The sequence below is a fragment of the Chengkuizengella sp. SCS-71B genome, from assembly GCF_040100845.1.
Taxonomy (GTDB): Bacteria; Bacillota; Bacilli; order Paenibacillales; family KCTC-33759; genus Chengkuizengella.
In genome coordinates this window covers 3,276,105-3,289,374 of record NZ_JAZHSH010000001.1, presented here as the reverse complement: position 1 = coordinate 3,289,374, position 13,270 = coordinate 3,276,105, and the positions used below count along the sequence as shown (strand labels likewise).

Here is a 13,270-nt window from a genome sequence, read left to right as displayed (position 1 = left end):
TGTATTTCACGGGAGAGACGTCTATGTTTTTAAGGGATGAAACGACACCTGTTAAGGTTGGGGATTTAACAATAGGTGGGAATAATGAGCTGATTATTCAAAGTATGTGCACAACTAAAACAGCAGATGTAAAAGCAACTGTTGCAGAAATTCATCGATTGGAAGAAGCTGGATGCCAATTGGTGAGGGTTACTGTTAACAACCAAGAGGCTGCTGATGCGATTAAAGAAATTAAAAAACAAATTCATATCCCATTAGTTGCAGACATTCATTTTGATTATAGGTTAGCTCTTTCTGCTATTGAAAATGGAATTGATAAAGTAAGAATTAACCCAGGAAATATTGGAAAAAGGGAAAAGGTAGAAGCTGTAGTCAAAGCTTGTAAAGAACGTGGTATACCCATTCGTATTGGAGTAAATGCGGGCTCATTAGAAAATCATTTGTTAGAAAAATATGGATATCCAACAGCTGAGGCAATGGTTGAAAGTGCAGAATTTCATATACGGATTTTAGAAGAACTTGATTTTAAAGATATTATTGTTTCTTTGAAAGCATCAGATGTACCTATGGCTATTGAAGCTTATTCTAGGTTTGCTGAAAAATTCAATTACCCACTGCATTTAGGAATTACAGAAGCAGGTACTTTACATGCTGGAACAATTAAAAGTGCGGCAGGTTTAGGTGCTTTGTTATCTAAAGGATTAGGTTCAACTATGCGCATTTCTTTAAGTGCAGATCCAGTTGAGGAAGTGAAAGTGGCAAGAGAGTTATTAAAATCGTTTGGTTTAATTTCTAATGCAGCCACTCTTGTATCATGTCCAACTTGTGGAAGGCTTGACATTGATTTATTCTCTATTGCTAATGAAGTGGAGGAATACATTCAAAATGTGAAGGTTCCAATCAAGGTTTCAGTATTAGGTTGCGCTGTAAATGGACCTGGAGAGGCGCGAGAAGCCGATATCGGCATAGCTGGGGCACGAGGTGAAGGGATGTTGTTTCGGTATGGAGAAATGATCCGAAAGGTACCAGAAGCTGAGTTGGTTAATGAATTAAAAAAAGAAATTGATGTAATTGTAGAAAGCTATGAAAAAACAGGTGAAATCCCAGGTCGGAAAATGGCACATACAAATCCACAAAAGTGAAAACTAGGATGAAGCCCTCCATATCGTAGAACTCTATGTTAACTTTAAAATGTTGGCAAAATAACCAATATCTAAAGACTCCTAAATGTCAATTAGGGGTCTTTTTATTGTTTATTACTTTTCTAGGACATTTGCGTATGAAGTGACGTGATGCATGGTAATACTAGCTTGTAGTTAGTAGAAAGGGGAGGTCGAAAGTAATATGAGTTTTATGGTCATTTTAATGATTATTCAAGGTTTTTTTGCTGTGGTTATTGGGTTGTATTTTTGGAATCAATTACGAAGTCAGCAAAACAGCAAAACAGCTGTTGATAGAGAATCTAAAAGAGAGATGGAAAAATTACATAAATTGAGATCCATACATTTAACACAACCATTAGCTGAAAAAGCTAGACCCATATCCTTGGAAGATATTGTAGGGCAAAAAGAAGGGTTGCGAGCATTAAAAGCTAGTTTATGTGGCCCTAATCCACAACATGTACTTATTTATGGACCACCAGGAGTAGGAAAGACAGCTGCGGCAAGGGTCGTTTTAGAAGAAGCCAAGAAAAATGTATTCTCTCCATTTTATAAAGATTCAAAATTTACTGAAATCGATGCTACCATTGCTCGTTTTGATGAAAGGGGAATTGCTGATCCTTTAATCGGTTCTGTGCATGATCCAATATATCAAGGGGCTGGTGCAATGGGTGTTGCAGGAATACCCCAACCTAAACCTGGTGCAGTGACTAAGGCTCATGGAGGTATATTATTTATAGATGAAATTGGAGAATTGCACTCCGTTCAAATGAATAAACTATTAAAGGTTCTTGAAGATCGCAAAGTTTTTTTAGAAAGCTCTTATTATAGTGCAGATGATAAAAATATTCCAAAATTTATTCATGATATTTTTCAACATGGATTACCTGCAGATTTTAGGTTAGTGGGAGCGACAACTAGAACGCCTGAAGAAATTCCCCCAGCTATTAGATCACGCTGTATAGAGGTGTTTTTCAAACCCCTTTTACCTAAAGAAACGGCTACTATTGCAGCTAATGCAGTTAAAAAAATAGGAATGCCTTCTGAAGATAAAGCGATAGATGTGATTAGTAAATACGCTACGAATGGGCGTGAGGCGGTAAATATTGTTCAGATGGCAGCGGGGATAGCAATGACAGATCAAAGAAAGAAAATTACAGCAGAAGATGTAGAATGGGTGATTAACAGCAGTAATATTCAACCACGCCCAGATAATAAAATTCCAAGTCAACCTAAAGTGGGATTAGTAAACGGTCTTGCAGTATATGGTCCAAATATAGGTTGTTTGTTAGAGATCGAAGCAACGGCTAGATTGACTAAAGTACCTGGCAAAGGTAAATTTACGATTACTGGTGTTGTAGACGAGGAGGAAATGGGAGGTGGAGGCAAAAAAATTCGTCGAAAAAGTATGGTCAAAAGTTCCTTAGAAAACGTGATTACTGTATTAAGGCAGGTTGGGATAAATGCGGATGATTATGACGTTCATATTAATTTTCCAGGTGGTATTCCAATGGATGGACCATCAGCAGGAGTCACCATTGCTACAGCGATTACTTCAGCAGTATATAATATTCCTGTAGATAATAAAATTGCCATGACTGGTGAAGTGAGCATTCATGGAAAAGTAAAGCCTGTTGGGGGAGTTGTAGCTAAAGTGGAAGCAGCAATTCAAGCAGGTGCCAATAAAGTATATATTCCAAAAGAAAATTGGCAGGATTCATTTTTTTCAATAAAGGAAATCGAGGTTATTCCTATGGAAACTATAGAACAGGTGCTTAAATATTCAATCGGTGTTGAATTTAATGACCTAGCTAATAAACAAAATACAGACAACGAAGGCATCGATGTTAAAGTGCTCCCTGTTTTTCAACCAGGAACTTCTACATTAGAACAATAACCTTAAAAGTCACATAATATGTATAATCAACAAATAAAATTGCAAATAAATTGAAATTATGGGCGATATCAGTTAGAAATTGGTTTTTTAATTAAGCATTTGATAAAATAATATACAGCTATAGGAGAGAATCTTTGGGGGTACTAGAGATGAGTCTAAATAAAACAAGAGAAGATCGCTTGCCATTGTTGCCATTACGTGGATTACTTGTTTATCCAAGTATGGTTCTGCATCTTGATGTTGGTCGAGAAAAATCAGTGAAAGCCCTTGAAAGAGCGATGGTAGAAAACAACTTGATTCTGCTTTGTTCTCAATCTGAGGTGAGTATTGAAGCACCAACAGAAGAAGATATTTATAAAATTGGTACAAAAGCAAAAGTGAGACAAATGCTTAAGCTTCCTAATGGAACGATCAGGGTGCTAGTAGAAGCATTAAATCGTTGTGAGATTGTCGAATATGTAGATAATGATGAATTTTATGAAGTGTATGCTAGAGATTTATTCGATGTATTATCAGATAACTCAGAGAATAACGCATTGATGAGAAGTGTATTGAAACAATTTGAGAATTATATTTCGTTGTCAAAAAAGGTTACACCTGAAACACTGGCATCAGTTTCTGATATTAATGAACCAGGAAGATTAGCAGATGTTATTTCTAGTCACTTATCTTTAAAAATTAAAGATAAGCAAAAGATCCTAGAAACGTTAGATGTTCATGAAAGACTGGAAAAAGTACTGAATATTTTAAATGACGAAAGAGAAGTACTTGAACTAGAAAAACAAATTAATAAACGTGTTAAGAAACAGATGGAGAAAACACAAAAAGAATATTACTTGCGAGAGCAAATGAAAGCTATTCAAAAGGAATTAGGTGATAAGGAAGGTAGAGCAGGTGAAGTTGAAGAACTCCGAGCTCAACTTGCTGAAATAGAAGTCCCTGAAAAAATTAAAGAAAAAATTGAAAGAGAAATAGAACGGTTGGAAAAAATGCCTTCAACTTCTGCTGAAGGTGGAGTTATTCGTAATTATATAGATTGGATGATTGCATTACCTTGGAACAAACAAACTGAAGATGATTTAGACATTTCTCATGCTGAAAAAATCCTAGATGAAGACCATTATGGCCTTGAAAAACCTAAAGAGCGAGTACTGGAGTATTTAGCTGTCCAAAAAATGGTTAAGAAAATAAAAGGACCTATACTTTGCCTAGTTGGTCCACCTGGAGTGGGAAAAACCTCTTTAGGAAAGTCTATCGCTAGAACTTTAGGACGTGAATTTGTTCGTATTTCACTAGGAGGGGTGAGAGATGAGGCTGAGATTCGTGGCCATAGGCGAACCTATGTAGGGGCTATGCCAGGTCGGATTATTCAAGGTTTGAAAAATGCTGGAACGAATAACCCCGTTTTTTTATTGGATGAAATCGATAAGATGTCCATGGATTTTAGAGGCGATCCTGGATCAGCACTTTTAGAAGTATTAGATCCTGAACAGAACAGCACTTTTAGTGATCATTTTATTGAACAACCATTTGATTTATCTAATGTTATGTTTATTACTACAGCGAATGCAGTTCATAACATCCCTCGTCCATTATTGGATCGCATGGAAATGTTATATATATCAGGTTATACAGAAAATGAAAAATTAGAAATTGCTAAGAAGTACTTACTCCCTAAACAAAAAAAGGAACATGGCTTAACAGAAGACCAGTTAATAGTAGAAGATAATACGATATTATCGATTGTACAGGAGTATACACGTGAAGCAGGTGTCAGGAATCTAGAGCAGCAAGTCGCTGCACTTTGTCGCAAAGTAGTGAAGGAAGTTGTTTCTAAAGATGAAAGTAATCAAATAACTATCACTTCAAAAGAAATAGAAAAATATCTTGGCCCTAGTAAGTATCGATATAACTTAGCAGAAAAAGAAAATCAGATTGGAGCAGTTACTGGGTTAGCATGGACAGAGGTGGGTGGAGATACTTTAACCATCGAAGTAACAGTCATGCCTGGAAATGGCAAGCTTACACTCACTGGTAAGCTTGGAGATGTCATGAAGGAATCTGCTCAAGCAGCTTTTAGTTATACACGATCTAAGGCTAAAGAGTTGAACTTAGAGCCTGATTTTCATGATAAGTATGATATTCATATTCATATTCCAGAAGGTGCAATTCCAAAAGATGGACCTTCTGCAGGGATCACCATTGCTTCAGCTTTAATTTCAGCATTATCAGACGTACCTGTTTCCAAAGAAGTAGCGATGACTGGAGAAATAACCTTAAGAGGGAGAGTTCTTCCAATTGGAGGTTTGAAGGAAAAAGCGTTAGCAGCTCATCGTGCAGGTATCAAAAAAGTACTGTTTCCTGAAGAAAATGAAAAAGACCTTCAAGAATTGCCAGATGCGGTGAAAAAGGATATTAAATTTGTTCCTGTTTCACATATGGACACCGTATTAGAACAAACATTAATACAGTAAACAAAGCTCAATGATATTTCATAAGTGATTACTCATTAAATGAGTGATCACTTATTCAGTTTTTATTGTTAACGTAAAAACTAGAGAGGTTCATCTAAAAGAAAGAGTAGGTACAATGATGTGAAAGTAAATCAGGCAGAATTTATTATTAGTGCAGTAGGACCAGATCAATATCCTGAAGATGGATTGCCAGAAATTGCACTTGCTGGTCGTTCTAATGTAGGGAAATCGTCTTTAATTAATAAAATGATTAATCGGAAAAATCTAGCAAGAACAAGTTCTCAGCCAGGTAAAACACAAACTTTGAATTATTATCGCATTAATACAGATTTGTATTTTGTAGATCTTCCAGGTTATGGTTATGCTAAAGTTTCGAAGTCTCGGAGACAAGAATGGGGAGAAATGATCGAACGATATTTGTTAGAGAGAGAACAATTAAAGGCGGTTTTACAAATTATTGATCTTCGCCATTCACCTACTAAAGATGATATTGCTATGTATGAATGGTTAGTATATCAGCAAATTCCTCGCATAATCATTACTACAAAAGCTGATAAAATATCAAAAAATAAAAGAAATAAACATTTAAAAGTAATAAAAGATACATTGAACCTTGAAAAAGAAGATCCAATCTTATTATTTTCATCTGAAGAAGGATTGGGGAAAGATGAATTATGGAGAATTATTCAAAACCAAATTACCAAATCATAATTGACATGTGAATTTTGTTCACAAATGACTTCACAAACAATAGAAGATCTAGTGCAAAGAGTTAATTTTGCGCTAATGCTATTTGTGAGTGGTTATAAGCATAAATAGTGAGCAATCTCTGTTAATTTTTTTCAATTAAAAAAATATTGAAAAAAAGTATTGCAATTCTGCCCAATAGATGTTATTTTTAGATTCGTTGAAATTCTCAAAATAGGAACCAGGATTCACTCAGACAATGAAACGATGGTAGTAATGTTACCCTCGGGAAGTGAATGACGTAGGTCCTAGTGGATGAAATTCAAATTATTTTATTCCTAGGAAGGAGGACCGAAAGATGGAATACTCAACTTTCGGAAGACACGTTGTTATAGATACTTGGGGAGTAGAAGTAGAATTATTAAATAATATTGAATTTTTAAAAGAACATATGGTACAAGCAGCTGAAGAGTGTGGTGCTACTGTGTTATCTGTACAGGAAAAACAATTTGATCCTCAAGGAGTTACGATTTTAGTCATGTTATCAGAAAGTCACATTTCCATTCACACCTATCCTGAAAAACAATTCGCTGCTATTGATTGTTATACTTGTGGTGTAACGGTTGATCCTGAAAAAGCCATCAACTATTTGGTTTCTAAATTAAATCCTGAACAGGTACACTCAAAAAAGATTATTCGAGGTTTAGGAGAATTAGGTGTAGAGACTCCAAACATAAAAAATGCACAAGTTACGACTTGTTAAATATTATAAAAATAAAGAGTGAAGCTATGAATAATAACCATGGATTAAATCCATGGTTATTTGTTTTACCCAACCCCCATAAACATCAATATATAGAGGTTGTTTATAATGGGGGGAAATGATATGCGAAACAGACAGATGTTGATATTTATTATTGTTGTACTTTTAGTAGCATGGCCGATTTATCAACTGGTTGATTTGTATCTTGCTAAAAAAAGCGAGAAAGACAGCAATATATTGTTGTATCAAGTTTCATTGTTTCAAATTGAACTGTTAAATAACTTAATTTATGATTCGATGAATGCCAGTAATACCGAGCAGTTAAACGTACTTAAACAATTTGCTTATACTTCTGATTATTCCCATCAGCATTTAGTTCTTGCTTATGGTGATTCCAAATTAACTAACATGAATAGCTTTTTAGATATAATGCAATATATTATCCGTTTGCAGCTTGGAGGGGATCGTTTATTAAAACCAGAAGAGGTAGCGGTTATACAAGAGTTGAATAAAGCTTTCACAGAAATTATTGAAGTTTATGAGAATTTACTTTCAGAAGATGGAAAAATCATCTCTTCACAGAATGACAAGTTAATGCAATTAGATGAAGTAGTATCAGAATATTTAAGAAAAATATTGTTAGAGTAAACCGTTATTGGTCATAATAGAACAAAAGACTCTCAATGGAAGAAGGAAGTCATTCATTTTGGATACACTTTAATAATTTGCGTTTATTTGTTTTAATTTGTTCAATTTTTCATATGTTTTTTAAGATGTAGGATGTCTAAATATGTTATAATAATGGAGTTATGTAATTATTTAATGAAGGCAGGTGAGCACATGCACATTGTAGTAGTTGGATTAAACTATCGTACAGCCCCAGTAGATATTAGAGAAAAGTTCGCAATATCAGAGGAACAGACTCCCATTGCTTTAAGAATGTTGAAAAACACAAAAAGCATACTGGAATGTGTTATGGTAGCAACTTGCAATCGGACAGAGATTTATGCAGTAGTAGACCGTTTACATTTGTGCGGTCATTATATAAGAAGTTTTATGCAAAATTGGTTCGGAGTTTCTCGAGAAGAATTTGCTAAACACTTATATGTTTACGAAGACGAAGGTGCAATAGAGCACTTGTTCAAAGTAACCTGTGGATTAGATTCTATGATCATAGGTGAAACCCAAATATTAGGACAAGTGAAAGATGCATTTTTATTAGCTCAATCAGAGAAAACTACAGGAACATTATTTAACCATTTATTTAAACAAGGGATTACGATGGCAAAAAGAGCTCATTCTGAAACTACAATTGGTGAGAATGCTGTCTCCGTAAGTTATGCAGCAGTGGAATTAGGAAAACAAATCTTCGGTGATTTTCGTAATAAAACAGTGATGATTATCGGAGCAGGTAAGATGAGTGAGTTAACAGTTAAACATCTTCACGCAAATGGTGTTAAAAAAGTAATTGTTGTAAATCGAACCATTTCAAAAGCTAAAAAACTAGCTCAACAGTTTAATGGAATAGCTTGTTCTTTTGATGGTTTTCATAAATATATTTCTGAAACAAATATTATTATTAGTTCCACAGGGTCATCTGACTTAATTTTAACTAAGGGTCAAGTTGAAAACTTGATGAGTACTCGAAAAACATCAAGTCCATTATTTATGATAGATATAGCTGTTCCTCGTGATTTAGACCCTGACATCATAGATATTCCTAATGTGTTTTTGTATGATATTGATGATTTGGAAGGCATCGTACAAAATAACATGGAGCAAAGAAAACAAGAAGCAGAAAAAATTGAAAAAATGATTATACAGGAAATCGCAGTTTTCGAAAATTGGTACAATACGTTAGGTCTTGGTCCAGTAATTCAAGCTCTGCAGGAGAAAGCTGCAGATATTCACGCTGAAACGATGGAAAGTTTATTGAACAAACTTCCTGATTTAGATGAACGAGAGATCAAAGTTATTCGTAAACTATCTAAAAGCATTGCAAATCAAGTTCTTCACGATCCTATTCAACGTATTAAAGAAATGGCGGGAGATCGCAAAGGAGATGCGGCAATTCAATTGTTTTCCCATCTATTTGCTCTTGAGGAGAAACTTGAACAAAACAAAGAAATCGTAAGATTAAATCATCTTGAAGAGAAGAAGCAAAAAGCCGCTGAAGAAAAAGCGAAAATATTATCTTTACACAAGCATAAACTAGCAGCTCGACCTTAGACAAAATGAATCTAGGAGGCTGCCATGGGAGCTAAAACTTTTATATATGATATTATTATTTATTTGTATACCCTGAGCTTGTTGTTTTCGTTCTCTGATACAATTCATAAAAATTGGAGAGCAAAATGGATAGGTACAGGGTTGCTTATTATCGTTTGGATTTTGCAATCCAATTTTTTTATATTAAGAATGATAGACAATTCATATTTTCCAATATTAACGATGTTTGAAACTTTGTTTTTTTTCTCTTGGATTGTTGTAACCATTTCACTAATGCTCAACTTTATATTGAAGCATGATTTATTCGTATTTTCAGTTAATATTGCAGCCTTTACTATCATGGCTTTAAGTTTTTTTAGTGATTCTTCTGCTATACCAACCTTACAAAATTGGGAGATTCATGATGAGTTGTTATTTATCCATATTTCTCTTGCCATAAGCAGTTATGCTTTTTTTTTAATTTCATTTATTTTGTCATGTTTATATCTTATGCTTTTTCGAATGTTGAAAGAAAAGAAATGGTTTAATTATTTAAAGAAGTTACCAAGCCTCGAAAAAATCGATAAGTTTGCGTTTCTTTCTGTTATGATTGGGCTGCCACTATTGTTATTATCTATTATCTTAAGCTTGATTTGGATGGTGTTAACGAATCATTTGTCATATTTATTGGATTTAAAAGTAATCAATTCATTATTAGTGTTAGTTGCTTACTCTTTTTATTTATTTAAAAAGTTAAAAAGACATACATCAGGAAATGAATTAGTTTTCTGGAATATAATCTCGTTTGTATTGTTATTGATTAATTTTATAATATCTAACTATTTATCTGATTTTCATAAATGGATTTGGATGTGAAGAACTGTGTATGATGTTATGCCAATTATGATCAATATTAAACATAAAAAATGCATAGTTGTTGGTGGAGGGAAGGTAGCAGAACGAAAAATTAACTCACTAGTAGAAGCAATGGCCAGCATTGTAGTGATTAGTCCTACAGTGACGAATCTGATCAAACATTGGCAAAGAGATGGGAAATTGCAAATATATAAACAAAACTATGATAAATCAGTAGTTGGTACACCTTATTTGATGATTGCTGCAACAGATCAAAATCATGTTAATTTGCAGGTTTATGAAGATGCAAAAAAACAAAACATATTGGTTTGTATTGTGGATCGTCCAGACCTTAGTGATTTTATTTTCCCTGCCAGCTTTAGGAGAGGGAAGTTGCAAATTGCGGTCTCTACTTCTGGCGCTAGTCCTACTGCTGCTAAAACAATCAAGAAAGATTTAGAGAAAAAGTATGGGAATGAATATGAGATTTATCTCGATTTTTTAAGTGAATTTCGTTTGTTTGTAAAAAAAACAATTAATGATACACATCAAAGACAAGCTCTTTACAAGGAAATCATGGATTTAGATATACTTCGTTTCATACGTATAGGGCAATTTCACAGTTTTCAGAAAGAATTATATAAAAGATTAAAAGATCCTGATTATAAATATAAAGGAAATTGGATCAATCGTTATTTTGAGGACAAGGAAAAAGGAGTATAATCATGAGAACAATCATTGTAGGATCAAGACAAAGTCAATTAGCGCTGACACAAACTAATCATGTGATAGATGCTTTAAAAGAATTATGCCAAATCCATGATATTCAAGCTCAATTTGAAATTAAAAAAATTGTTACAAAAGGCGATAAAATTCTAGATGTTACTCTTTCCAAAGTAGGTGGAAAAGGGCTTTTTGTGAAAGAGATCGAACAAGCGATGTTAGATGAAGAGATAGATATTGCAGTACATAGTATGAAGGACATGCCTTCCGAGTTGCCAGAAGGTTTAATCATTGGTGCAGTTCCAAAAAGAGAAGATGTTAGAGATTGCATCGTATCTAGAGAACACATACCCTTGTCTGATCTGCCTAAAGGAGCAGTGATAGGAACGAGTAGTTTAAGACGTGCAAGTCAAATAAAAAGTTATCGTCCTGACTTTGAAATTAAATTCATCAGAGGAAATATTGGAACTAGAATTAATAAATTAAACGACGGTGAATATGATGCGATCATTCTAGCGACTGCTGGTCTTAATAGAGTGGGATGGCAGGACAAGATAACTGAATATATCCCAACAGAGCTCTGTATCCCTGCCGTAGGTCAAGGGGCACTAGGAATTGAATGTAGAGGCGATGATGAGTTTATAATAAAGCTATTATCCCTTTACAATGATAAGAAAACAGCGAAAACAGTTCGAGCCGAAAGAGCTTTCTTAGCTACTTTAAACGGAAGCTGCCAAATTCCTGTAGCTGCCCATGCTATTTTACAACATGAAGGGGATAAAGCAGACATACAATTATATGGTTTGGTCGGTTCTCCAGATGGAGAAACTGTGATCAAAGATCAAATTACAGGTAATGACCCAGAAAAGTTAGGTGTACAATTGGCACAAATATTAATTGATCGGGGTGCGAATCGAATATTAGATGAAGTGAGGGGAGAGAATTGACAAAGGGGAAAGTTTACTTAGTTGGTGCAGGACCGGGGGATCCTAAATTAATTACAGTAAAGGGTTTGGAATCCATCAAAAAAGCTGATGCTATTGTGTACGATAGATTAGCCAGCCCACGGTTACTTACCTATGCAAAACCTGGAACAGAAAAAATATACGCTGGCAAATTACCAAATCAGCACACGATGGATCAGGAGGCAATTAATAGACTATTAGTTGATTTAGCTTTGCAAGGTAAGGTTGTAACACGTTTAAAAGGCGGTGATCCCAATATTTTTGGTCGTGTAGGAGAAGAAGCATCTTTGCTGGTTGATCATAATATTGAATTTGAAATTGTACCAGGTATTACTTCTGCTATTGCTGCTCCTTCCTATGCAGGGATTCCAATAACACATCGTGATTTTAATTCTTCTTTTGCAGTTGTAACAGGTCATGAGAGACCTGAAAAAATAGATTCAACGATTAATTGGGAAAAACTATCTACAGCGACCGAAACGATTCTTTTCTTAATGGGAATCACAAAGATTGGGTACATACGTGATCAATTAATTAAATACGGTAAATCTCCACAAACTCCAGTTGCTTTAATTCGATGGGGCACACGAGTAGAGCAACTAACTTTAATTGGCACTTTAGAAACCATTGTTGAACAAGTAGAAAAAGAAAAGTTTAAACCACCAGCCGTTATTTTAGTAGGTGAGGTTGTAAAACTGAGAGAGAAACTAATGTGGTTTGAAAATAAACCGTTATTCGGTAAAAGAGTACTTGTGACTAGAGCACGATCACAAGCTAGTGAATTAGCTGATCAAATTGATGACCTAGGAGGAGAAGCGGTTGAATTCCCTGTCATTGAACTAAAACAGCCTGAGAATGAACAGACGTTAAATCAATTAGATAAAGCTCTACAAAGGTTGGATTCATATCATTGGATCATTTTCACTAGCGTAAACGGTGTAGAATATTTCTTTAAACGGTTAAGAGATTTAGGCATTGATATTCGTTCGATGCAAAATGCCCGTATTGCTGCTATTGGTCCAAAAACAGCAAACTCCCTTGCAGAACGTGGGCTTGTTGTGTCCTCTATTCCAAAACAATTCCAAGGAGAGGGATTATTAGAAGAAATTTTACCAGAATTAGAAGAAGGGCAGTTTGTTTTACTTCCAAGAGCAGATATTGCACGTGAATATTTGCCAAAAAAGTTAAGTGAATTAGGGTTAAACGTAACGGAAGTGGATGTATATGAAAATGTAATTTGTGATCATGGACTTGAAGAAGTACTGACGTATATAGATAAAAATCGCCTTCACATTATTACTTTTACCAGTTCTTCAACAGTTCGTAATCTAGTAGAGATTCTTGAGAAAAATGGATATGATGCTAAGCAATATTTAAGTGGTATACAAATTGTGTGTATCGGTCCTATTACAGCAAAAACTGCGAAAGAATTTGGATTTAGTATAACAAAAGTAGCCAATGAAGCTACGATTGAATCGTTGATTGAAGCGATTAAAGAAGTATAAACACTGTGGAAAAGAAAACAATGAAGGAGGAAG

Annotated in this window: 11 protein-coding genes; all 11 read left to right on the top strand. The window is 34.6% G+C overall.

Annotated elements, in window-relative coordinates:
* The first annotated feature begins 23 nt into the window (after positions 1-23).
* The 11 genes from ispG (at position 24) to cobA (ending at position 13,237) form a co-directional block, all read left to right on the top strand.
* Positions 24-1,142 (top strand): flavodoxin-dependent (E)-4-hydroxy-3-methylbut-2-enyl-diphosphate synthase, encoded by a 1,119-nt coding sequence (ispG, locus tag VQL36_RS15990; protein ID WP_349250281.1) that lies wholly within the window; start codon positions 24-26, stop codon positions 1,140-1,142.
* Positions 1,143-1,344: 202 nt separating this feature from the next.
* Positions 1,345-3,057, top strand: a complete 1,713-nt coding sequence (gene lonB / locus VQL36_RS15985) for an ATP-dependent protease LonB (protein WP_349250280.1) — start codon at positions 1,345-1,347, stop codon at positions 3,055-3,057.
* Positions 3,058-3,206: 149 nt separating this feature from the next.
* Positions 3,207-5,531 (top strand): endopeptidase La, encoded by a 2,325-nt coding sequence (gene lon, locus VQL36_RS15980; RefSeq protein WP_349250279.1) that lies wholly within the window; start codon positions 3,207-3,209, stop codon positions 5,529-5,531.
* A 120-nt stretch (positions 5,532-5,651) separates the two neighbouring features.
* Positions 5,652-6,242: a ribosome biogenesis GTP-binding protein YihA/YsxC gene (yihA, locus tag VQL36_RS15975; protein WP_349250278.1), complete on the top strand. Its 591-nt coding sequence runs from the start codon at positions 5,652-5,654 to the stop codon at positions 6,240-6,242.
* A 334-nt stretch (positions 6,243-6,576) separates the two neighbouring features.
* Positions 6,577-6,981 carry an adenosylmethionine decarboxylase gene (gene speD, locus VQL36_RS15970; RefSeq protein ID WP_349250277.1) on the top strand — a complete coding sequence of 135 codons (405 nt, stop codon included), beginning with the start codon at positions 6,577-6,579 and terminating at the stop codon, positions 6,979-6,981.
* 123 nt (positions 6,982-7,104) lie between these two features.
* On the top strand, positions 7,105-7,629 hold the full coding sequence (locus VQL36_RS15965; protein WP_349250276.1) for a hypothetical protein: 525 nt from the start codon (positions 7,105-7,107) through the stop codon (positions 7,627-7,629).
* Between the two features lie 192 nt (positions 7,630-7,821).
* The gene (gene hemA / locus VQL36_RS15960) at positions 7,822-9,210 is read left to right on the top strand and encodes a glutamyl-tRNA reductase (protein ID WP_349251195.1); all 1,389 of its coding nucleotides are present in this window, start codon (positions 7,822-7,824) and stop codon (positions 9,208-9,210) included.
* Positions 9,211-9,234: 24 nt separating this feature from the next.
* Positions 9,235-10,065, top strand: a complete 831-nt coding sequence (ccsA, locus tag VQL36_RS15955) for a cytochrome c biogenesis protein CcsA (RefSeq protein ID WP_349250275.1) — start codon at positions 9,235-9,237, stop codon at positions 10,063-10,065.
* A 27-nt stretch (positions 10,066-10,092) separates the two neighbouring features.
* On the top strand, positions 10,093-10,767 hold the full coding sequence (locus VQL36_RS15950) for a bifunctional precorrin-2 dehydrogenase/sirohydrochlorin ferrochelatase (protein WP_349250274.1): 675 nt from the start codon (positions 10,093-10,095) through the stop codon (positions 10,765-10,767).
* A gap of 2 nt (positions 10,768-10,769) precedes the next feature.
* Positions 10,770-11,714: a hydroxymethylbilane synthase gene (gene hemC, locus VQL36_RS15945; protein ID WP_349250273.1), complete on the top strand. Its 945-nt coding sequence runs from the start codon at positions 10,770-10,772 to the stop codon at positions 11,712-11,714.
* Entirely contained in the window at positions 11,711-13,237 is a 1,527-nt protein-coding gene (gene cobA, locus VQL36_RS15940) for a uroporphyrinogen-III C-methyltransferase (protein ID WP_349250272.1), read from the top strand. Before hemC ends, cobA begins: the two co-directional genes overlap by 4 nt.
* Positions 13,238-13,270 lie beyond the last annotated feature (33 nt).

Excerpts from the sequence above, each read along its gene's own strand:
- ispG (WP_349250281.1), top strand. The coding sequence starts at position 24 with ATGTTTTTAAGGGATGAAACGACACCTGTTAAGGTTGGGGATTTAACA.
- lonB (WP_349250280.1), top strand. The coding sequence starts at position 1,345 with ATGAGTTTTATGGTCATTTTAATGATTATTCAAGGTTTTTTTGCTGTG.
- lon (WP_349250279.1), top strand. The coding sequence starts at position 3,207 with ATGAGTCTAAATAAAACAAGAGAAGATCGCTTGCCATTGTTGCCATTA.
- speD (WP_349250277.1), top strand. The coding sequence starts at position 6,577 with ATGGAATACTCAACTTTCGGAAGACACGTTGTTATAGATACTTGGGGA.
- VQL36_RS15965 (WP_349250276.1), top strand. The coding sequence starts at position 7,105 with ATGCGAAACAGACAGATGTTGATATTTATTATTGTTGTACTTTTAGTA.
- hemA (WP_349251195.1), top strand. The coding sequence starts at position 7,822 with ATGCACATTGTAGTAGTTGGATTAAACTATCGTACAGCCCCAGTAGAT.
- ccsA (WP_349250275.1), top strand. The coding sequence starts at position 9,235 with ATGGGAGCTAAAACTTTTATATATGATATTATTATTTATTTGTATACC.
- VQL36_RS15950 (WP_349250274.1), top strand. The coding sequence starts at position 10,093 with ATGATCAATATTAAACATAAAAAATGCATAGTTGTTGGTGGAGGGAAG.
- hemC (WP_349250273.1), top strand. The coding sequence starts at position 10,770 with ATGAGAACAATCATTGTAGGATCAAGACAAAGTCAATTAGCGCTGACA.